Genomic DNA, 20,323 nt, shown 5'->3' with positions numbered 1-20,323 from the left:
ATTGGAACGCCCGCGCCGCACCATGCGAATTCGGCCCGTGCCGACGCGGATGGTCGAGGATCATTCGCCAGACACCAAAAGGCCCGTGTGCCCGAACACCTCGAAGGTTCAGGGCATCGTTGGAGCAGTGATGCAATGGCGCGATGGCACAAGCGATGCATGCCGCAACGGCTGTCTGCATGAGTGAGCGATTGACCTAACGCATACAAAGACGATTGCAGCAACAGCAGATCGTCGCAACCGTGGTCCGTCTTTCTGACCCAAGGGGTGACCGCCTGTATCGCGCAAGGTCTGGACGCCAGACCGAAGCATCGCCATAACGGCACAAAATATATGTTATAGGGCCAATGAATGCTTGTTGTGACAGCGATCTCCACCAAAGGCGGATCAGGAAAGACAACGCTCATACAGATGCTTGCGTCCGCCATGCTGGCGCGCGGTCGCCGTGTGCACGTCATGGATGCGGATGCAGACAAGCAAATCCTCGAATGGGAATCAAAAAGCGCGCGCGCCGACTTCGGTGATCTGCCACATCTTCCATGGCCCGCGGGCTTGACCGTGGCCGATGCCCCCGAGACCGTTGAAGGCCTTTACCACGCGCTGGACGGTTTTGAGGCCGAAGGCGTGGACCTCGTCCTGATCGACACCCGCCCCGGCGAGCACCCCGACACCGAAACCTTGGCGCTGGCGTGCGACATGATCCTGGTGCCAGCCGTGCCGGTACAATCGGATTTCGTGGCGGCCCTGAAAACCCTGACCTGGGTGATCCGCATGATCGAGACCCTCGGGCCGGACGACCCCGCCCCGCTGTTTTCTGCGGTATTGATGAACGCGGACAAACGCGCGATCGATTTCGTGACCGCAGGCGATGACGTTGAGCGTGACGCGGCAAGACGTAAGGTTCACCGGCAGGACCTCGAGGTCTTCGAGGTGATTTCCACCCTGCCGCTTCTTCCAACGCCGGTGCCCCATCTCACTGCGATCCAGCGCATGCCGCTGACCGGACCGCTCGGATACGTGCGGGATATTTATGAACAGGACCTTCGTTATCGGTTGCAGGCGGGGCATCTTTCCTCAGCCCTCGCCCTCTGCGGCGACGTCCTTGCAGACATTGAGGCCATGGTGGACGCCACAAATGGCTAGAAAGATTCCAAACCGGTTCGGGACCGCTGTCTCGAACGAAGACAGGCTGGCACGGTCGCGACAGTTCGCCACGAGCGCCACGAAATATGCATCGCTTGATCAGAGTGCAGCGGCTGAAGCCACGACAGAAGACCAAACGGCAACCTCAGCGGACGAGAAAGAACCCCGAGAAGGGGAAAACGCAGCCTCGGCTGAAACGGCCCACATCAACTCGGAAGTATCCACCCAGCCGTTGGTCGATGATGCTTGCCGCGACAAAGACGCCCTGCCTCGAACTTTCTATGTGCGCATCGGGGCTGACGATCAGGCTCGCATTGATACGCTGGCAGAACGTTCTGGCCTTGACCCGGATTACGTTCGGCGTGCCTTGATCAAAGCGGTTCGAGCCCGCATGCAAAACCTGCGTGACACCGCGACCTGGCATGAGGTTGCTTCCGCTGCACGACCGCGCCTGGCCGAGCCAAAAGGCACGGGTGCCCCCTTCCTGAAATCGATGATCAGGCTCGACTCCGCCCATGTGGCAGCGCTGCAGACAAGCATTGATGACCCGCTCAACGTCTATGGGGTCACGCAACTGTTGTCCGCCTTCGGCAAGGCGCTGCTGAGATCCGAGATCGCCGGGCTCGCTCAAAAGATCAGCGGCATCGAAGCCCGGGCAGCGCGTCCTGATCCAACGTAAAGGCATCGCGCGCAGTCACGACAGCGATTTTACCGCCCGCCTCGATCATGTCGATGAGCTGTGCCCACTCTGCAGGATCGGCATCGCGTTGCATTGCAATTCCGTCCCGCACAGCGAAGGAGGCCTGCTCGCCGGTTGCCGCGAGAAACACAACCCGATGGGGTGTTTTATCTTCACCGACGCGCGATAAAAAATACGCATGGCTCTCGTTTGGGTTGTGGACACGGTCGGGATCGCAAACTAAGAGCAAAGTCCCGTCGCTTGAAGTCGCGGCATAGGTCTCCAGACCTCGCGACAAGCCGATCTCCCAATCGGCAGAGACAACCGGTGAAGCCGCGCCCAGAAAGAGCGCAATATGTAGAGGCCTGTAAAGCAAGTTTGTAAGCTCCGTTTTGTGTTGGCCACGCATATATAGGTACCGGCATATACCTGCCACCTGATACCTGCGGCCCCGACCAAATGGAGGTCAGGAGGTAAGTATGAAGAATTATGCGGGGCATCCCGTCGAAGTTATTTGGGCAACCGTGAACGGTGAAGAGGTCGAGGTTGGCGTCGTGTTCCAGTGGATCTGCGGCATGCGCCGTACCAGATGGTCCGACGACTTCGATCAGGTGGAAAGCGCAAACCTGAGATACGTGCCCTATGAGGACGCAGGATAGACCGCCTCCAGCCCTAAAATGCTCGCAAGCGATCGGAGCGGGACAAACCTCGTTGCAAAGGCGACAGGTTTTCACGCTACCTGCCTGCAAAAGGGATGCAGACCCGTGAGGGCTGAAAGCAGATCGTGGTGGCCACCAGTTGCCAAACGTCTCGGTATGGCTCAGGATGAGACCTGCCAAGTCGTATTGGCACAGGAAGACAGCGGGATCAGAATTCAGGGCAAAGCCTCAACAGCCCGGCCCCGCTTGCGGGGTTTGCCAATGACGTGAGGAGGTCGTTGAGTCCGATGCTCTCGCGTCAAATACTGAAAGAACATTCGGCTGGTGTTCGCTACTCTGCTGACGGCTACGCCGGACGAAACATGAATCGGGCCGTGGTCACGTAGGGCGGGGAGCGGTCATTCCCCTAAAACGCATGAGAGCTCTTTTGCATCACAAGGCGTGGCATTCTGGAAGACGGCGCGACCAAAGACTAAGCGCCAAAAGGCATTCGGCGCTGCGCCTCGAAGCGGATGCGGGGCCCACCACTCAACCTTCGACTTCGACCGCTCCCTTTGAGTGCGCGAAGCGAATAGCCCAACATGTGAGGATCGGCATGGGCCCTTGCGGTTGAGCACGGCTACAAACCCACAGGACAAGCATGTATACAGGCGCCAGCGCAGCAATTCCTGCGATGGAGGCAACAACACCATGAAACTTAGACGCATTGAAGTCTTCAATTTTCGCAAATTGCGGCGCGCCCGTCTGGATATGTCGGACAAGCAGACTCTGCTCGTCGGGGCCAACAACAGCGGCAAGACATCGGCCATGAAGGCGCTGCGCAAATTCCTTAAGGATCGCGGCGGTATCGACACGCGTGATGTAACAGCCTCAAACTGGGCCGCAATTGAACAGATCGCGGGAGCCTGGACACAGGAGGTCGAGGTGGATCTCAGCCCGCTCCTGGCCCAGCTTCCGTTCATTGACGTCTGGCTCCATGCTGACACGTCAGAACTGCACCATGTCGCGCACCTAATCCCAACACTGACCTGGACTGGTGGCTTGCTGGGCGTGCGCCTACGCTTGGAGCCAAAGAAGGGGGCGGACATCAAGGCGCAGTACCTGGCCGCACGAGATGCCGCTCAGACGCTGCAACCCGGCGGCGCAACGGCCAAAGGGTTCGCGCTTTGGCCACGTGACTTTCGAGAATTTCTAGACAAGCGCCTGAGGGACCTATTCGAGCTTAACGCCCATATTCTGGATCCCATGAGCTTCACCACGACAGGGCCGGTTAAGCCGCAGGCCCTACCGGCCTTGTCGGAGGGGATCGGTTCGAACCCCTTTGCTGGACTCATCCACATTCGTGAGATCAACGCGCAACGCGGTTTCGCAGACGCAGGGGACAGTAATGGCGACGACGATGAACCGACGAACGCAACTAGCCGCAAGATTGCCAGCCAGATTCAGCCCTATTTCCGTAAACATATCGACCCCGAAAAGGACCCCACGCCGAACGACGTCAAAGCGCTCGAGGCAATCCATGATGCCGAAACCACCTTTAATGCCCGGCTCAAGGATGGTTTCGCTGATGCTATCAAGGAACTGGAAAGTCTCGGCTATCCCGGTGGGCTGAACAATCCGAAACTCTTCATAGCCACGCAGATCAAACCCGTTGACGGGCTCGATCACCCGGCTGCGGTGCAATACGATATCTCGGGCGACACATCTGGGGTGAAGTTGCCTGAAAGCTACAACGGCCTCGGCTTCCAGAACCTCATCTCCATGGTGTTTCAGCTAATGCGTTTCCGGGATGACTGGATGCAAGTAGGCAAGTTCAAATCGCAGTTAGTGACCCCAGACGACAAGGGTATCGAACCTCTGCAACTGGTGCTAATCGAGGAACCGGAGGCGCATCTGCATGTTCAGGTACAGCAGGTCTTTATGGCTAGGGCTCACAAGGTGCTGCGCAACCATAAAGATCTGGAGCAGGAGGGCTCGGCCTTTACCACTCAGCTGGTCGTGAGCACCCATTCGGGCCATATTGCACACGCCGCCGCGTTTGAGGAGCTGCGTTACTTCAAGCGCGAGCTGCCAAGTCAAGGAGTTGTGCCCACGGCCAGTGTGGCGAATATGACTGGGCTCTTTGGTGCGGACAATGAAACCCATCGCTTCGTGACGCGCTATCTGCTGAGCACACATTTTGATCTATTCTTTGCCGACGCCATCATCGTAATCGAGGGTGCTGCGGAGCGGATTCTGCTGCCGCATCTGATCCAACATCACTACCCTGATTTGGCTGCAGCCTATCTATCCTTTTTAGAGCTGGGGGGCAGTCACGCGCATAGGTTGCGGCCTCTGATCGAGGCGCTGGAGGTGCCGACGCTGATCATCACCGATCTCGACGCGGTGGCAGAGGTCGACAAAGGCGGGAAGGTCGTTAAAGAATCGGTCCAGCCTTGCTGCGGGGCTGCTCAAACCACAGCCAACCACGTGCTAAAGACCTGGCTCCCCAAGCTGGCAGAGATTGATGAGCTGGTAGGCTCTCCGCCCACGGCTCTGTGTCACACGGCCCCTGACCGCCCCATCGCCGTCAGCTATCAAACCCCGCAAAAAGTGACACTTGGCTCGGTGTCCGCGAGCGTCACGCCCAGCACCTTCGAGGATGCTCTGGTCCTGAGTAACCCGAAAGCCGTGACGGACGCCGCAGGAACAGAGTTCTCCTGCCTCATGACCCGTGCCTTTGCCAAATCCATCGCTGAAGCTCAGGCCCCTGAAGACCTCGCCAAGGCGCTCTTTGAAAGGTTGGCAAAAAGACCGGAAAAGGCCGCCTTCGCACTGGATCTTCTGTACATCAAAGATATCAAAGTGTTGCGCGCGCCGCCCTATATCAACACCGGCCTTACCTGGCTCGCGGGCCAACTGAAGGGCGTGGAGGGCGCAGCGTGACAGACGTGACCGACGCCACCCGCGACGCGTGCGCTGACGCGACGATTCGCGCGTGCCTGTCCCTTGATCAGCCGCGCAGCTTCTTTCTCTTTGCCGGGGCGGGATCTGGAAAGACGCGATCTCTCAAGGAGGCACTTGAGGGATTGGACACACAGACCCTGACCACCTTGCGCAAACACAGCCGCAAGATCGCCGTCATCACCTATACTAACGCCGCCGCAGATGAGATCACACGCCGCGTCAAGGCCGATCCGGTGTTTCAGGTACAGACCATCCACAGCTTCGCTTGGTCGCTCATCGAGGGGCGCACGGCGGATATTCGGGGCTGGCTAGAGAGCAACCTGCGGACAGAAATTGCCGAGATCCAGGCAGCCCATGCGAAGGGCCGTGCGGGCACCGACGCCCATGACAAACGCGAGAGGAAGATGGCCTCCAAGACGAAGCGTCTGGAGCGCCTGGCTGAAATCCGCGCCTTCACCTATGCGCCCGAGGGGGACAATTTCGGCCGCGATGCGCTGCAACATACCGAAGTCATTGCGCTCGCCGCGCATTTCCTGACTGAAAGCGAGACGTTTCAGAACATCGTTCTGGCGCGCTACCCGTTCATCCTTATCGATGAGAGTCAGGACACGATGAAACCGCTGATGGAGGCGCTCTTGACCTTCGAGGCACGCCATCGCGGCCGCATCGCCCTAGGGCTGCTCGGGGACACGATGCAGCGCATTTATACCGATGGTTTGCGCGATCTTGACCAGCGAGTGGGGGATTTTTCGCAACCGGCCAAACAGATGAACCACCGCAGCCGCAAGCGGATCGTGGACCTGGCGAATTCGATCCGGCGCGACGATGATGGCCGCCAGCAGCGGGCGCGCGAAGACAAACCGGGTGGCACCGTGCGTGTCTTTCTTGCGCCAAGCGAGTGCACAGATCGCGCAGCCTTCGAGGCCTCCGCCCGTGCAGAAATGGCCCGCATCACCGGAGATTCCGCGTGGCAGAAAGCGGAGGCGATCAAGACCCTCACGATCGAGCGTCACATGGCCGCCGCACGGCTTGGTTTCAGTGAGTTGTTTGAGCCCCTGAGCAAACCCGACAAGCTCAAGGACGGGTTTCGCGACGGCACCTTACCCGCGATGCGGCTTTTCACCCACCGGGTCTTGCCTCTGGTGACGGCACAAAGGAATGGGGATGCCTTTGCCGCGATGGCAGTGCTGCGCGACGGCTCACCGCTGGTCGATAAGAGAGGTATCCGGGAGGGGGGCGGGGGTCAGGCCACTGGCCTCGACGCGGCGCGGGCGGGCGTTGCGGCGCTGATGACGCTATTTAAGGACGAACCGGATCCGAGTTGTGCCGACGTGTTGGCAGTCGTGGCCGAGCACCGGTTGTTCCCGATCCCTGACCAGCTTCGGGCCTGTTTGCCTGACAACAATCCGGTGGCCCAGGACATGGCCGATATCCTTGCTGAGCTTGATCCCTTGTTTGACGAGCTGGACATCACTACGCCCGAGGGCTCACCACCCACTGAAACCACCATCATTGAGGCCTGGACGCAGGCGCTTGAGGCCCCGTTTTCCCAGGTGGCGCGCTACCTCGCCTATGTCGAAGACCGCAGCCCCTATGGCACCCACCAGGGGGTCAAGGGGCTCGAATTTCCCCGGGTCATGGTGATCGCCGACGATGCACACACGCGCTTCAAAGGCCTTGCATCTTACGAGACGCTGTTTGGTGTGAAACCCTTAGGCCCAGCCGCCCAGAAAAAGGCGGACAACGGCGAGGAAACCACGATCGAGCGCACGCGCCGCTTGCTCTACGTCACCTGTACCCGCGCAGAAGAGAGCCTCGCGCTTGTGCTCTACTCCGAAACCCCCGACACCATCCGAAGGTTTCTGATCTCCAACGGGTGGATGGCCGAGGACGAGATCGTGATAGCTGCGACTGACGGGACCCATTAGGTAGCTGCGCTGACCTGTTCAGCAATGACCGCATTGGGCCGGACACGTCCTGTATTGTCTCTCGATAGCCAGATTCTCAGCCCGCCTTGCTTACCCTTGACGGTTGATCACTCTGCCTTTGTGAACTCCCGTTCCAAAACTGCCCGCGCGCGCTCAACGCCTTCAGGCGTCAGGGTCAGTGATTTTGCCTTGTTTTTCGGATTATCGATCAGACCTTTCTCAAAAAGCCGGTCGGTGATGTGCCAATCGATCCCCTTCCAGACCCGATCGCCGTCATGCAACGTCAGGCTGAGGATCGCGAGGGTTGCGTCATCGATCTTATCGGTGTCGAGTGTCATCATCCCCTCCTTGCCTCGCCTGGCTTAGCGCAGTGTCGCCGCACACACTTCACGCATATCCCCGCCGCTGCTTTACGCGCGCGAGCTTCATCAGCGCGGTCACGGCCTGGCCTTCATCGGCATGCGGCTCGACCATCATCTGGCCGCGATATCCGATGCGGCCCCATTCGCGCACAAGGCTTGCACCGCCGAACAGGTCGGGCTGGATGCTCATGCGGTAAAAGCGGCGCATGTTGCACGCAGGATCGATCCGCCGCATCTGCAGGTCGGTCGGGAAGATTTCCAATTGGCTGACGGTATCAAACATATCGTAATCCGGCGCGGGTCTTTGTGTCATGATATCAGGTGGAGCCGATTGCTTCCACCATGATGTCCCCTTGAAGGGAAAGGGGGCTCACGCCCCCTTCTCGAACTTCATGACCGGGATGCCCAGCTTCTTGGCCTTGTCTGCGAGGTTCTCCTGGATGCCATTGCCCGGGAAGACGAGGACACCCACTGGCAGCACGTCCAGCATGGCGTCGTTGCGCTTGAAGGGTGCGGCCTTGGCGTGCTTGGTCCAGTCAGGCTTGAAGGCCACCTGCGTCACGCCCCGGGATTCGGCCCATTTGGCAGCGATGAGCTCTGCGCCCTTGGGACTGCCACCATGCAGAAGGACCATGTCGGGATACTTGGTCCGGACCTGGTCGAGCTTGCCCCAGATCAGGCGGTGATCGTTGAAGTCGGTCCCGCCGGTGAGGGCAACCTTGGGACCTGCGGGCAGCATCACCTCGTTCTCCGCGCGGCGCTTGGCGGCCAGGAAGTCGCGGCTGTCGATCAGCGCTGCGGTCATGTGCTGGCGGTTCACCATCGATCCTGTGCGGGGGCGCCAGGTCGATCCCGTGTGATGGACAAACTCCGTGGCGGCGTGATCGCGCATCATGTCCATGCAGTTGCGCCGCTCAATGAGGGTGAGGCCTTCGGCCGTCAGGCGCTCGAGCTCGACGGATTTCACCTCGGAGCCGTCCTGCTCGCGCTGGAGGCGGCGCTGCGCCTGCTCGTTCTCGTCGAGCGACCGCTCGATCCGGGCCGTCGCGCGGTGGAAGAGGTTGACCTGGCCCCAGAGCACCTCTTCGAGGTCGGGTTCCATGCGGGTGTCTTCCAGGGTCGCGACGAGAGCATCGAAGATGTCGGCGACGGCGACCGCGAGGCGCTGCCCATCGGGCATCGGGCGCGGATCGGGCTCGTCAAAGGGGCGGTAGCCATAGAGCTGCAGCTCATCGAGCGCATGGGCGGTCTGGGATGCGGTGTGGGCGGGTTCATACGTGTCGTCGTGAGTGTGGATCGTCATCTGTTTCTTGCCTCCGGGCCTGTCTCGTCCGCGCGACAACCCGCGCGGCCTTCATGGGCAGCTCTGAGCCGTCATGGCGGACGCCCCTTCACCCCCTCTTCGGGGCCGGAACGCATGTGGAGGAGGACGGGGGGCGGCTGATTTGCTTCGCGATGCAAAGGCGGCTCTGCCGCCGGCGGAAATCAGTCGCCCCCCGTCCTTGAAGGGGCGGCCCCTTTGACGGCCGCCTGCCCATCTCTTGAAGGCCGTGCGGGTGACGGGTGGATGAGATTTACCCGGAAAGAGGCAAGGAGACGGTCCGGAGCCACGAAACGGATTCGTGACCCCTGCCCCGCTGTCCCTTGCTCACCCCCTGCGCGACGCTGCTCAGCCTGACAGGCGATGCCGATCCTCGGGCCCGATCTGAATGGCCAGATGCTCGTGCAGCGCGTCCGCGCCGTGCGCCCGGAGATCATCGTTGAAATCCCCGAGACGCGGCTCCAACACCCGAACGGCAATTCCGACCTCGGTTGCTCTGGCGCTCAACCTCTCTGCCGCGCCTCGCCCCGCCGGATCGCGGTCGATGGCGATGTAGAGGCGCTGCACCCCCTCCGGCAGCAGGACCGCCCCGAGGTGACCCGACGAGAGAGCCGCCCAGACGGGAAGGCCGGAGGCCGCCTCGGACAGGGACAGCATGGTCTCGATTCCTTCGCCGACCACGAGGATGTCTTCATGCGGGGTCAACCTGACAGCATTGCCCAACAGGTGACCCATGGCACGTCGCGGCGCTTTGAGCCCCGCCTTGCCCTGTCCGTCAGGTGCCAGCCAGGTGCGATGCACGCCCTGCAATGCCCCTGCCCCATCGGTGACCGCGGCGATCAACGCCGGTCTGGGGACGCTCCGGGTCTGGCCTTCATCCCGATGCCAGCACTTCGGGTGGAAGCGGAGCGCGCTCATCGTGCCGCCTTGGGTGATGCCCCGGGCGCGAAGGTAAGTGTCGGCAAGCGTGCCTGCGACTGGCATAGAGGCTGCAAAGAGCCGCGCCGCCGCGGCTCGTGTGCCACCGGGGGCTTTGGCCTTCTTCGGCACTGGCGTATTTGGGAGGATCGGCTGGGGACGGCCCAAATGCGCTCGGGCCTCGGCCAGAAGATCAGGAAAGCGCGAAATCCCGGTTCGCTCGCGGATGATGTCGAGAAGATCACCGTGCTCGCCCGTTGCGCCGTCCGTGAACTTACCAGCCGCACCCGGCCCTGAGGTAGGCCCGGTCAGGCGCACGAAGAGCGACCGGCCGGGGTTGTTCTGCAGGTCGCCCACGATCCAATAGGACCCTTCCCGCCGTCCGGCGGGAAGGTAATGGCGACAAACGCTTTCAGCACTCTCCGCGAGTGCACGGATCAAATCTTCTGTCTCAGAATACATAACTCAACATCCTCCGGGCACATGTAGTCCTGTCACAGGACAACGTGCAAGCAAACGATCCAGTATTGCGATACCGCCCGAGTCCGTCGGGCAGAACAGGCGCAGTTTCCAGGCGATGATCTCCGAGAAGAAGCCATCCGCCTTGAGCCGGTCCTTGGCGGCGCCCAAAAACCCGGAGAGTTCGATGCGGTTCACTCCCATGACGCGGGATCGGTGCAGCTCCATGCCCTCGGCCAGCCGCACCACGGTCTTGCCCTCTAGTACGAGGGCATGGACCTGCGCCGCCGTCAGCTTCGGCGCATCCGTCGCAAGCGTGGTCGCGACCCAGGCGGGCAAGACGCGGCGACCGATGATGCGCTGGCCGTCATCGGTCTGCAGCCGGTAGACGCGGGTTTCATCCTGGGGGAGCTGCTTCCAGATCGGCAGCAAGAGGCCCGCCACGATGTGCAGCGTGGTTTCCGAGAACTCCGGCACCTCGGCCAGTTCCCCGGTCCAGGCTGCGGCGAAGGCCGCGCGGTCGGCCTCCAGCCAATGGGTGTCCTCCATCATCTTAGCCGGGACCGTGCTGGATTCCGTTGGCCGGATCAGCCGCAGGCGGGGCTCGATGGTGCCGTCATCCAGCATCAGGCTGGTGGCTGGCACCTGAACCGCAGCACGGCCCGAGCGGCTGTTGACCAGCAAGCGTGCTTTGGGGTCGTCGAGCCAGTCGAGGGCATCGACGAGGGAAGTCGGCGTGTTGCGCCGTTTTTCCGCAATGGTGAGCAGTTGCGTTTCCGCGCCAGAGCCGGGATGGGTGTAGATGACGCGTGCATCCGTGACGCGGAAGCTCTCGGCGCGCAGCGTCTCGAGCCCGAGGTCATAGACCCCGGCGGCGATGGCGCCCTCGATCCGCTGGTCGAGCAATTCCTCGAAGGCCGAGAAGAGCACGGCCTGCATATGAATCGTCAGCGCCAGCAGGCGATTGAGGAAGGTCGTGATCGGCGGCAGGTCGTCCTTCAGCCCGTTGTCGTCGGTCAGGCTGAGACCGGTGGCATCCTCAAACGCCATCAGCGAGCAGCCCGCCACATCGCCGCGATAGATGCGCCGGTAGAGCTGTCGCAAGGCGTCGCGTGCGTAAGGGCTTTCGAGGTTGTCCTCGGGTCGGAACAGCCCCTGCCCCCCGGTTTGGCGCTGGCCACGCGTGATCGCCCCGAGTGTGTCGAGACGGCGCGCGATGGTGGACAGGAACCGCTTCTCCGCCTTAACATCCGTGGCCACAGGCCGGAAGAGCGGCGGCTGCGCCTGATTGGTCCGGTTGGTGCGGCCCAGGCCTTGGATGGCAGCATCCGCCTTCCAGCCGGGTTCCAGAAGGTAATGGACCCGAAGACGCTGGTTCTTGGCCCCAAGATCAGCGTGATAGCTGCGCCCGGTGCCGCCCGCATCCGAGAAGATCAGGATGCGCTTTTGGTCATCCATGAAGGCGGCGGTTTCCGCGAGGTTGGCCGATCCGGCTCGGCTTTCCACGACAAGACGCGCGGCAGGACCCTCGCCCTTGCGCACGATGCGGCGCGACCGGCCCGTGACCTCGGCGACGAGATCGGTGCCGAAGCGCTGGACGATCTGGTCGAGCGCGCCCGGGACGGGAGGAAGCGACGCCAGCTTTTCAATCAGCGCGTCGCGCCTGCGCGCGGCCTCGCGGCATTCCACCGGCTGGCCGTCGCGCACCACGGGACGGGACGACAGATTTCCCTCGCTGTCGGTGAAGGGCTCGTAGAGCTGCACCGGGAAGGAATGGGCAAGATAGTCAAGGCAGGCCTCTCTTGGCGTAATGTCAACGCGCACATCGTTCCACTCATCCGTGGGAATGTCCGACAGGCGGCGCTCCATCAGCGCCTCGCCGGTCGAGACGATCTGGATCACGGCCGCGTGGCCCACTGCCAGATCAGCGTCGATGCTGGCGATCAGGGTGGGGGTTTTCATGGAAGTGAGCAAATGGCCGAAAAAGCGCTGCTTGGCACTTTCGAAGGCTGACCGTGCAGCGGACTTGGCCTGCCGGTTCAGCGTGCCGGCATCCCCCGTGATGTTGGCGGCCTCCATCGCAGCGGCCAGGTTGTTGTGGATGATGGCGAAGGCCCCGGCATACGCATCGTAGATACCGCGCTGCTCAGGCGTGAGCGCATGCTCGAGCATCTCGTATTCGACGCCGTCATAGGAAAGAGATCGGGCGGTGTAGAGACCAAGGGAGCGCAGATCGCGTGCGAGGACCTCCATCGCGGCAACGCCACCGGCCTCGATCGCCTCGACGAATTCCGCCCGGGTGGCGAAGGGAGTGACGAGCGTTGCCGGCACGGCACAGAGCGTGCCAGTGGCACGATCTGAGTGAGGAACGCCCGGCGCGCAAGCGGAGGGCCCGACGCCACCCCAGAGGCCGAGGCGCTGCGCATAGGCGAGGTTATGGACCGAAGTTGCGCCCGTGGCAGAGACATAAACCACGCGGGCATTGGGGAGCTTGTGCTGCAGACGCAAGCCCGCCCTGCCCTGCTGCGACGCTTCGGTGTCACCGCGCTCGCCTTTCGATCCGGCGGCATTCGCCATGGCGTGGCTTTCGTCGAAGAGGATCACCCCGTCGAACTCCGCCCCGAGCCAGTCGACGATCTGGTCGACGCGGGACTTTTTTGCGCCCCGCTCTTCCGAGCGCAGTGTGGCGTAGGTGGTGAACAGAATGCCTTCGGTCAGCGGAATGTCCTTGCCTTGGGCAAAGCGCGACAGCGGCGTTACGAGCAGCCGCTCTTGCCCCAAGGCAGACCAATCGCGCTGCGCATCTTCCAGCAGCTTGTCGCTCTTCGAGATCCAGAGCGCCTTGCGCCGACCCTGAGCCCAGTTGTCGAGCACAATCCCGGCCGACTGGCGGCCCTTGCCCGCCCCGGTGCCGTCGCCAAGGAAGAAGCCACGGCGGAAGCGGATGGCGTCAGGGGCATCATCGGGCGCGGCCGAGACCATGTCGCCGGTCTCATCCACGCACCATGATCCGGCAAGATGCGCGCCATGCGCCTCGCCCGCGTAGATCACGGTCTCAAGCTGCGCGTCGGACAGAAGGCCATCGTGCAGGATGGCGGCTGGAAGCTTGGGCCGGTAGCTGGGTTTTGGGGGCGCGACCGAAGCCATGGCCGCAGATTGCACAAGCTTGGTCGGGTGCGGTTCCGCTCCGGGAATGTCGATCGCCTGCAGACGGAAGGTCTCATAAATAGCATCCGACAGGCGCGCGCTGGCCCCGTCCTCGGTTGCATTGCGCAGGGTATAGGCGAGGTCTGCGGCCTCGATCTGCACCGCGGTGTTGGTGGGGGCTGTTGCAGGCGTGGCGCGCGACGAGCTGATGCCTGTGCGCGCGGTGAGGGCGGAATTTCCCGGGAAGGGGGAAGTGGGGGCCTGCCCGGCTGATGCGATCTGCGCCAGCACGAGGCGCGGGGGAACATGGGTGTTGATCAGCGAGAGCAGGCTGGCGACATCCGGCGATATCGGGCGCGTCAGATTGGCTGTGACGCCGCCCTGCTCGCCGCCCCGGCATTTGTCGAAGACCGAGATCCGCGTCTCGAAGCTGGTGCCGTGCTTGGCGAAAGCAGCGCCCGACACAGCGCCGGTGAAGACCAGATGGGCACTCTCGGTCAGGCGGCCGAATGTCTCAGCCCACGCAGGCGCATGCGGCGCGAAACCGGCGCCGGTGATGGTGACCAGACGACCGCCGGGGGCTAGCCGGGCAAGCGCCGAGCGGAGGTGGCGCGCTGTCGCCTCGGTCGTCCGGCCATCGACATTCGCCACAACCGAAAACGGCGGGTTCATCAAGATGACGCTCGGGCGGACGCCCGCGTCGAGATGATCGTCGATCTGTGCTGCGTCGAATGTGGTGACGGGATGACCCGGAAAGAGAAGGCGCAGAAGGTCGGCGCGGGTGTCTGCCAACTCGTTCAGTGCAAGGCTGCCGCCGGCGATTTCCGCGAGGATCGCCAGAAGGCCGGTCCCGGCCGAAGGCTCGAGGACCAGGTCACGCGGGGTGATCTGCGCAGCAGTGAGCGCCGCGAGCCCCATGGGCAGCGGAGTCGAGAATTGCTGGAAGCGCTCCATCTCCTCCGAACGCCGGGTATGCGTGGGCAAGAGGTCCGCGACCTTGGAGAGGATCGGCAGCAGCGCCGCAGGCGAGCCGGCCCGGGCGAGCAGCGCGCGGCCGAACTTTCGCAGGAAGAGGACGAGCGCCACCTCGCCCGCTTCATAGGCCAGCTTCCAGTCCCAGGCGCCGGTCGCATCAGAGCCGCCAAAGGCGCGCTCCATCTCAACGCGCAGGCGCAGCGCGTCGATCTCGAAACCCTGCGCCAGATCAGGCTGCAGCGCCTCGGCCACGCTCAAGATCGCAGCGACCGTATCGGGGGACGGGATGGGGACGGCAGGCGCAAGCGCGCGCTCGGTCGCAAAAGGGGCGAGATGGGTCATCGGGAAACTCCGGAATGAGGAACAGGATCGGGCCCGGACACCCTCTTTCGGGCACCCTCAGGCCTGACCTTCCCCGGCCCTCCTCTCCCTCTCAAACCCCATGATTTCCGCAGGCGGCTTGCTTTTGTTCTTGTTATGTTCTATACTGAAAGCTGAGCTATGAAGGGAGATCCCGGATGGAAAGCACCACTTACGCCCTGCCCGCGACGCCCAAGCAGATCGCCTATGCGCGCGCGCTGGCCCTGCGCAACCAGACGCTTCTGCCGTGGGAGGTTCAGCAAGATCGGCGCTCCTTGAGCGCATGGATCGACGCACAAGCCAAGATGAACCCGGGTGCGCAGGACAGCCGCCCGACGTCAAAGCAGGTCGCCTTCGCCGAACGCCTCGCCCGGATCAAACGCCGTGCCGTGCCGGATGAGTGTTTCCGCGACAAGGGGCTGATGTCGAAGTGGATCGACGGGAACAAGTGAGAGTGATCAGCTGAAAGTCAGTGTAGGGCGCAAAGCCTTGCTCGTGGAAGCTTTGGCGTAAAAACCGACTTGTGCGCTGAGCTTTAGAAACAGCGAGTATTCAATGGGAACAGCTTAGGGCTCCGACAGTGTCACGTTCGAAAGCAGATACTCCTCAAGTCGTTCGACCACTCTCAGGCAATAATCTGCAAACCGCTTCACATCCTCACCAATCAGCATGACGGTCTCACCAGGTTCGTGATCTTCTGAGAAGCTCGCATAGTGTTCGTCTGCCACGCCGAGATTGTGGCCGAGAACGTGGCGCTTTTGAATGTTCAGACGCAGATTTTCGATTTCGAGATCGTTCAGGCTGTCAAATGGGTCGATCCCAATCTTGGCAAACACACTCCTACCACGGTCAACATTCTGGAAAGCATTGCCGATCGCTTTTTTGCCGATGAGTTTTTCGACCCTCTCGGGCAGATGCGTGCGAACCAAGTACGCATGAACCGTCTTCAGCGTCGCTTCAAAGGCGGTCAGAACATCTTCATGCGCGTTCCCCATTACGCGATAGGCAATCTCGCTTCTACCCTGTTCATCGAGGTCATCTGCCAGAGCAATCTGCTCCCCAACAATCTCAACCTCGCGACGAAAATGCATCGCTACGTTCGGTGCTCCGCAATCGGGACAGAACAAGGCGAGTGCGTAGACCCCGTAGGATCGACCGCATACTCCGCAATCTAGGCTGCGCAGCAAATCCTCTCGTATCGCAAGCGGTTCAACACGCCGCCGCGGCTTGTGCTCCATCTTCATGGAGATGAGGCCACCTTTTCCAAACTTGCGGTTGAAATCCTTGGCATATTCACCGAGCCAATCGCTCACATCATTTTCGACCAACCAGAGCGCGTGCTTTTTCACCGCCGCAATATCATCAGCGTGTGTGAATTCCTCATCATCAGCCATATGGCCGGAATACGGACAGACCGTTTGCCCCGGCCCCGGCTCGCGACGCATGCGAGACCTGTTAACATCTGAGATCGTACGCTCTTCTGGTGCCTCACCCACTAAGAAGAGACGCGGGGCAGCATCCTCCTTTGGGGAATAATGATACACCTTGCCCGAAGGACTCGTTGGCCTGGGCAGCGAAAGTTCCATTCGATCCTGCGTTCCGCCCGTCCGATACTTTTCAAGATTGCGAAGCCTCAAGTCCTTCATGTCCTGCCTCCATCAATCTTCTTTCACGGTCGTGCGAGGGTTACGCTTTGCAAACCCCTCAGTCACGAAACGTCCGGTTTTGGCGCTACGCGCCGACCCGGTCGCGCCGCCGCCTGTCTTTTCATAGACCGTCGTGTTGGGGCTGCGCTTTCCGTGCGCCGTGGTGACGTAGCGGCCTGTGATTGCGCTGCGGTAATGCCCGTTGCCGCCTGATTTCTTTGCCATGCCCTCGGCCTCCATATCGTGTGCCAGAATCGATAACTGACCCAACATATACCATAGACGCCGCTCGGAACAAAGGTGGAACGAACCTCTCACTGCCCGAGAAGCTTTTCGCATTAAACCCGTTCCCATCGGAAAGGCTCCCTCAAGTTTTGAAAGCGGCATTCGCCCTGAGCGCGATCTCACCACAGCGGTCCATCAAAACATCGAAGGGCTCTGGTGACGTGGCGAAGAGACCATCTTCGACCATCCGGCGGTAATCATCTGCGAGAACAATCAATGCCTCACCGCTTGGAACCAGTTGCAGATGTCCCGCTGTTGCTGCGCTGTAGTTAACTTTTGCGCCATCGGCGGTCTTTTCAGAGAAAAACATCGTCTTATGGCGAGCCACGGCATCCGCGAGCGCCCGATCTTCAGTGGCGGTAGTGGCAATGCCCGCCTCATCTAGCCTAGCAAGGTCGTGCCAGTGTCGCGAGAAGCGATCGCCGCGCAAACGTTTCTGCAAGCAGAAGACGTGGATAGCCGTCGCCTTCTCCCAGAACGTTCGCTCGGCGTGCATCACGCGGGGACGAGCAAACGGAAACTCCACGCTTTCGATCACCGACGCGGCATCGCAAACAATGTCGCGCACTGATGCCGGCTCTCCGGTAGAACGCGCGCCGAATTCCAGCATTACGCTCGGAGAAACGTATCCAGTGCCTTGGGCGAGGTGCGGGTAGTCGATGAACAGTTTGTCGCCGTCAATCCGAAGGCCGGCATCGATCCCTTCCCGATCAATTGCCTGCTGCAGGATCGGCTGGATGGTCCCGGCCACCCATTCAGGCAAAGCCTGTCGGACGCGCTTCGACCAGCGCCGCTCTTCGCTGGACGTGGCGGGCATGGCATCTTCACGGCCCTCGAGCAAATCAGGGATCAGCGCCCGGATATCGAATGTCAGATCCACATCCTCGGAAAACCGGTCAATGACCTGGTAGGCCTTCGACAGAGAGGTGCCACCCTTGAAGACGAGGTTTGTGCCGACGGGCGATCCAAACAATTGCTGGATCGCCCAGACCACCCAGACGTCCTTTTCGAGGAGGTGGGCTGGCCGGCCAAGCCGATCGGCTGCGACGCCAAGAGCATCCAGTCGGTCTTTGGCAGTGAGGCGCAGGAATGCCTCAGCCATGGACCATCTTTCCGATCAATCGTGCCAGCCAAGTCGGGAACTGCGGCGCGGCGGACACGAGTTCGGTCTTTGCCGTCTCCGTGAGCTTGGATCGCAGGATTTGCAGGGCCATGGGAGCCTCATCCGGCCCGAGCCATGCCAGCGCACGGACGGCCTGGCCCGAGGTCTTGCTCCCAAGGGCCAACTGCCAGCGCGGCGCATGACGCAGTTCGACTGCCTGCCGGCCAAGGTTCAGCACACGGCTTCGTCCCGAGGTGAGGTAAACCGACTTGACCGGCATCTGCGTGGTCAGGCCCAAAGCGTTTGCCGCGGCAGCACCGCTCGGCACGATCGTCTCGCCCCGCTGCACAGCGAGCGCTTCAATCGCCTGTTCAGCGGACGGACTGCGCGGACCAAAGCGTGTTTGGACGGGGCGCATGTAGATGCCGCGTCCCGCACGGATCAACTCGCCGCGCGCGGCCAGACGCGACAGCGTCTGATCGACCGCCGCGCGCGAGCCGAGGTGCAGGAGCCCCTTCGCTGCCAAGGGCACCCCCTCCGGCAACGTCGTCGCGACATTCATAATGCTCTCGGCCATGCGCTCCATGATTGCTCCTTTGTCAGAAATATATGCAGGTTTCTGACAGTTTTCAACCGTGCCGTCTCACCCGAAGCGGCGCCCTCCTTCGGTGAAGGTGTACTCGTTGACGATGATCCCCTCCTCTATGGCCTCGTCCGAGGTCAGGTGGTCGTATTCAGCCTGAAGCTGGCGGTAAAGCCAGCGGGCCAGATCACGCAGCGCCTCGGTCACGATCTCCTCGGCGTCTTCGGTCGGCAGCTGCCAGGTCGGGCTGTCCCGCGTGACGTCCACGGACATGGTGTATTCGTGGTAGTAGCGCCCGCGGTGGCTGACCTCGGCGGAGAGCTGATAGAAGTTACGCCGCTGGATGGCCTGCAGCCGGTCGGCAATGCCATGCAGCGTCGCATCCTGGGGCGCATAGTCCCGGATGCGCGCGGCCGCGCCCTTGGTGTGGCTGAGGTATGCTTCAAAACAGGCCCCATCCCCCTGGCTCCAGAACCCCGAAAACCAGATGCAGGGTTTGGCCCGCATCCCGCCGCCCATCAGCCGCACAGGCGTGGTTTTGAGCCGGACGCCGAGAATATCGCAGATGCGCTCGAAATCCTCATAGACCGCGTCCCACCAATCGTCGTGGGGCCCAAGCTCACGATACCAGCTGCGTGCCTTGTCCTTGGCGATGTCGGAGAGTTCAGGGAACTGGTAGACTGTTGTGGAGATGACCTCAGGCATCGACGTCCTCCCCATTCAGCGCGGCGGCCAGCCATTCCTGGCTGCTCGTCCAGCCGACGGATTTCCGCGAGCCGAGGTCGATGACATGCGCGCCGCCGCCGAAGGCGTCGAGGCGCGGGCGGGAACAGGTCAGACCGTACTGAAATCCCCAGAGGCCGGTGAGGTCGAGGTCTTCGGCCAGGCGCAGCACGAAGCGTATAACCGCCTCGACATCGCCGTGCTCATCATCATGGATCCAGAGGGTGCTGCCCTCGGGCGCGTCCTGATGCACGAGGGTGAAACCCGCCACCTCCGGGTCGTCGGCGTCCTGATCCGCAGCGCGCAGGTCATGAAACAGCGCGAGCGCGCGGGCGGCCTTGTCGGGCGTGCCAACGTCGATCAGGCATGAGAAATGGGTGAAGTAATCCGCCATGGGGACCTCCTGAGATTGAGAAACCCGGCCAGGGGGCCGGGCGCTGGATTGGGATGAAGGGTTGGTTGGAAGCGATCAGCCGGTCGGATTGTCGCCCGATGCCTGCCGCGCGGCATGCGCGCAGAGCATCTGCCGGTAGAAGCGCTTGCGCGCCGTCCGGAAGCTGCGCACGGCGCGCGTGTCAGGGTGCAGCGCCCGGACCGCCGCGCGCAGAACTGTCTGGGGCGATGCCGTCGGCGGCAGATCGAGGCGCAAGTATGCGGGATCAGTCATGTCAACTGACCTCGACCACGGGCGAGGCGAGATGCGGATCGACCAGCGCCTCGATCCGCTCGGACCGGCCCATCCAGGGTTCGGGCCGGATGGCTTTCACCCAGTCGGCGAAGCTCGGGATGAAGCCGAGGTCTTCCTTCACGTGCTGTTCGCCGACCCAGCGGGTCGGGATGATGCGCCCGGTCGAGAGCGTGAGGGTCTGGCCGAAGATCGTCTCGGCCATGAATATGCCCTCGGCATGGTGCCGCAGGGCCCGATGCCGAAAATCGGCGCTGATCTCCTTGCTTTGATCGATTATCTGGACACTTGCGATTTCACCTCCAAGGCTGAAGTTTTCACCTTTTTCCGAGGGCAGATTATGCAAGTCACCAGAGCTCGAGAGGGGACTGTCCCTCGCTATTTTGTCCGCGATGATGCAGG

The 20,323-nt window shown here is 61.9% G+C and carries 19 protein-coding genes; 6 read left to right on the top strand and 13 right to left on the bottom strand.

Going from position 1 to position 20,323, the window contains the following annotated elements; all coding sequences use genetic code 11:
• Nucleotides 1–351 precede the first annotated feature (351 nt).
• From GC127_RS00095 to GC127_RS00075, 5 genes are all read left to right on the top strand, one after another.
• On the top strand, nucleotides 352–1,143 hold the full coding sequence (locus GC127_RS00095; protein ID WP_151975994.1) for an AAA family ATPase: 792 nt from the start codon (nucleotides 352–354) through the stop codon (nucleotides 1,141–1,143).
• Nucleotides 1,136–1,822, top strand: coding sequence for a hypothetical protein (locus GC127_RS00090; protein ID WP_151975995.1), 687 nt, complete (start codon nucleotides 1,136–1,138; stop codon nucleotides 1,820–1,822). Before GC127_RS00095 ends, GC127_RS00090 begins: the two co-directional genes overlap by 8 nt.
• Nucleotides 1,823–2,301: 479 nt before the next feature.
• Nucleotides 2,302–2,481: a hypothetical protein gene (locus GC127_RS00085; protein ID WP_151975997.1), complete on the top strand. Its 180-nt coding sequence runs from the start codon at nucleotides 2,302–2,304 to the stop codon at nucleotides 2,479–2,481.
• 690 nt (nucleotides 2,482–3,171) lie between these two features.
• Entirely contained in the window at nucleotides 3,172–5,406 is a 2,235-nt protein-coding gene (locus GC127_RS00080) for an ATP-dependent endonuclease (protein ID WP_151975998.1), read from the top strand.
• Nucleotides 5,403–7,355 carry a UvrD-helicase domain-containing protein gene (locus tag GC127_RS00075; RefSeq protein WP_151975999.1) on the top strand — a complete coding sequence of 651 codons (1,953 nt, stop codon included), beginning with the start codon at nucleotides 5,403–5,405 and terminating at the stop codon, nucleotides 7,353–7,355. Before GC127_RS00080 ends, GC127_RS00075 begins: the two co-directional genes overlap by 4 nt.
• A 107-nt stretch (nucleotides 7,356–7,462) precedes the next feature.
• Here the strand turns inward: GC127_RS00075 and GC127_RS00070 are convergent, their stop codons facing one another.
• The 5 genes from GC127_RS00070 to GC127_RS00050 all read right to left on the bottom strand — a co-directional run bounded on the left by GC127_RS00070 (nucleotide 7,463) and on the right by GC127_RS00050 (nucleotide 14,879).
• Nucleotides 7,463–7,693, bottom strand: a complete 231-nt coding sequence (locus GC127_RS00070) for a DUF6429 family protein (protein WP_151976000.1) — start codon at nucleotides 7,691–7,693, stop codon at nucleotides 7,463–7,465.
• Nucleotides 7,694–7,742: 49 nt separating this feature from the next.
• Nucleotides 7,743–8,000, bottom strand: coding sequence for a WGR domain-containing protein (locus GC127_RS00065; protein WP_151976001.1), 258 nt, complete (start codon nucleotides 7,998–8,000; stop codon nucleotides 7,743–7,745).
• An 87-nt stretch (nucleotides 8,001–8,087) separates the two neighbouring features.
• Nucleotides 8,088–9,020: a DUF2493 domain-containing protein gene (locus tag GC127_RS00060; RefSeq protein ID WP_151976002.1), complete on the bottom strand. Its 933-nt coding sequence runs from the start codon at nucleotides 9,018–9,020 to the stop codon at nucleotides 8,088–8,090.
• 366 nt (nucleotides 9,021–9,386) lie between these two features.
• Nucleotides 9,387–10,418: a toprim domain-containing protein gene (locus GC127_RS00055; RefSeq protein ID WP_151976003.1), complete on the bottom strand. Its 1,032-nt coding sequence runs from the start codon at nucleotides 10,416–10,418 to the stop codon at nucleotides 9,387–9,389.
• Between the two features lie 3 nt (nucleotides 10,419–10,421).
• Entirely contained in the window at nucleotides 10,422–14,879 is a 4,458-nt protein-coding gene (locus GC127_RS00050; RefSeq protein WP_151976004.1) for a strawberry notch family protein, read from the bottom strand.
• 176 nt (nucleotides 14,880–15,055) lie between these two features.
• Here GC127_RS00050 and GC127_RS00045 point away from each other — a divergent pair, with 176 nt between their 5' ends.
• Nucleotides 15,056–15,349 carry a hypothetical protein gene (locus tag GC127_RS00045; RefSeq protein ID WP_050525478.1) on the top strand — a complete coding sequence of 98 codons (294 nt, stop codon included), beginning with the start codon at nucleotides 15,056–15,058 and terminating at the stop codon, nucleotides 15,347–15,349.
• Nucleotides 15,350–15,463: 114 nt separating this feature from the next.
• Here GC127_RS00045 and GC127_RS00040 read toward each other — a convergent pair whose 3' ends face one another.
• The 8 genes from GC127_RS00040 to GC127_RS22990 form a co-directional block, all read right to left on the bottom strand.
• Nucleotides 15,464–16,543 carry a hypothetical protein gene (locus tag GC127_RS00040; protein ID WP_151976005.1) on the bottom strand — a complete coding sequence of 360 codons (1,080 nt, stop codon included), beginning with the start codon at nucleotides 16,541–16,543 and terminating at the stop codon, nucleotides 15,464–15,466.
• Between the two features lie 12 nt (nucleotides 16,544–16,555).
• Nucleotides 16,556–16,768 (bottom strand): hypothetical protein, encoded by a 213-nt coding sequence (locus GC127_RS00035; protein ID WP_072244827.1) that lies wholly within the window; start codon nucleotides 16,766–16,768, stop codon nucleotides 16,556–16,558.
• A 142-nt stretch (nucleotides 16,769–16,910) separates the two neighbouring features.
• Complete coding sequence (locus tag GC127_RS00030) at nucleotides 16,911–17,930, bottom strand: nucleotidyl transferase AbiEii/AbiGii toxin family protein (RefSeq protein ID WP_151976006.1); 1,020 nt, start codon at nucleotides 17,928–17,930, stop codon at nucleotides 16,911–16,913.
• Nucleotides 17,923–18,516: a DUF6088 family protein gene (locus GC127_RS00025; RefSeq protein ID WP_151976007.1), complete on the bottom strand. Its 594-nt coding sequence runs from the start codon at nucleotides 18,514–18,516 to the stop codon at nucleotides 17,923–17,925. Before GC127_RS00025 ends, GC127_RS00030 begins: the two co-directional genes overlap by 8 nt.
• Before the next feature lie 57 nt (nucleotides 18,517–18,573).
• Nucleotides 18,574–19,218 (bottom strand): antitoxin of toxin-antitoxin stability system, encoded by a 645-nt coding sequence (locus GC127_RS00020; RefSeq protein ID WP_151976008.1) that lies wholly within the window; start codon nucleotides 19,216–19,218, stop codon nucleotides 18,574–18,576.
• A complete protein-coding gene (locus GC127_RS00015; RefSeq protein ID WP_151976009.1) occupies nucleotides 19,211–19,630 on the bottom strand; it encodes a hypothetical protein in 420 nt (139 codons plus the stop codon). The genes GC127_RS00020 and GC127_RS00015 overlap by 8 nt, the downstream gene beginning before the upstream one ends.
• Nucleotides 19,631–19,705: 75 nt before the next feature.
• The gene (locus GC127_RS00010; protein ID WP_151976010.1) at nucleotides 19,706–19,903 is read right to left on the bottom strand and encodes a hypothetical protein; all 198 of its coding nucleotides are present in this window, start codon (nucleotides 19,901–19,903) and stop codon (nucleotides 19,706–19,708) included.
• Nucleotide 19,904: 1 nt separating this feature from the next.
• Nucleotides 19,905–20,318 (bottom strand): hypothetical protein, encoded by a 414-nt coding sequence (locus GC127_RS22990; RefSeq protein ID WP_254699949.1) that lies wholly within the window; start codon nucleotides 20,316–20,318, stop codon nucleotides 19,905–19,907.
• Between the last annotated feature and the right edge of the window lie 5 nt (nucleotides 20,319–20,323).

The organism is Roseovarius sp. EC-HK134 (genome assembly GCF_902498815.1).
GTDB classification, from domain to species: Bacteria; Pseudomonadota; Alphaproteobacteria; order Rhodobacterales; family Rhodobacteraceae; genus Roseovarius; species Roseovarius mucosus_A.
Note: the sequence above shows the minus strand (reverse complement) of the source record. Positions and strands in the feature narration are given on the sequence as shown.

Coding starts and splice junctions, on each gene's coding strand:
- GC127_RS00020 (WP_151976008.1), bottom strand. CDS start 19,218: ATGCCTGAGGTCATCTCCACAACAGTCTACCAGTTCCCTGAACTCTCC.
- GC127_RS00050 (WP_151976004.1), bottom strand. CDS start 14,879: ATGACCCATCTCGCCCCTTTTGCGACCGAGCGCGCGCTTGCGCCTGCC.
- GC127_RS00080 (WP_151975998.1), top strand. CDS start 3,172: ATGAAACTTAGACGCATTGAAGTCTTCAATTTTCGCAAATTGCGGCGC.
- GC127_RS00055 (WP_151976003.1), bottom strand. CDS start 10,418: ATGTATTCTGAGACAGAAGATTTGATCCGTGCACTCGCGGAGAGTGCT.
- GC127_RS00040 (WP_151976005.1), bottom strand. CDS start 16,543: ATGAAGGACTTGAGGCTTCGCAATCTTGAAAAGTATCGGACGGGCGGA.
- GC127_RS00045 (WP_050525478.1), top strand. CDS start 15,056: ATGGAAAGCACCACTTACGCCCTGCCCGCGACGCCCAAGCAGATCGCC.
- GC127_RS00085 (WP_151975997.1), top strand. CDS start 2,302: ATGAAGAATTATGCGGGGCATCCCGTCGAAGTTATTTGGGCAACCGTG.
- GC127_RS00065 (WP_151976001.1), bottom strand. CDS start 8,000: ATGTTTGATACCGTCAGCCAATTGGAAATCTTCCCGACCGACCTGCAG.
- GC127_RS00010 (WP_151976010.1), bottom strand. CDS start 19,903: ATGACTGATCCCGCATACTTGCGCCTCGATCTGCCGCCGACGGCATCG.
- GC127_RS00070 (WP_151976000.1), bottom strand. CDS start 7,693: ATGACACTCGACACCGATAAGATCGATGACGCAACCCTCGCGATCCTC.
- GC127_RS00015 (WP_151976009.1), bottom strand. CDS start 19,630: ATGGCGGATTACTTCACCCATTTCTCATGCCTGATCGACGTTGGCACG.
- GC127_RS00090 (WP_151975995.1), top strand. CDS start 1,136: ATGGCTAGAAAGATTCCAAACCGGTTCGGGACCGCTGTCTCGAACGAA.
- GC127_RS00030 (WP_151976006.1), bottom strand. CDS start 17,930: ATGGCTGAGGCATTCCTGCGCCTCACTGCCAAAGACCGACTGGATGCT.
- GC127_RS00095 (WP_151975994.1), top strand. CDS start 352: ATGCTTGTTGTGACAGCGATCTCCACCAAAGGCGGATCAGGAAAGACA.
- GC127_RS00025 (WP_151976007.1), bottom strand. CDS start 18,516: ATGGAGCGCATGGCCGAGAGCATTATGAATGTCGCGACGACGTTGCCG.
- GC127_RS00035 (WP_072244827.1), bottom strand. CDS start 16,768: ATGGCAAAGAAATCAGGCGGCAACGGGCATTACCGCAGCGCAATCACA.
- GC127_RS00060 (WP_151976002.1), bottom strand. CDS start 9,020: ATGACGATCCACACTCACGACGACACGTATGAACCCGCCCACACCGCA.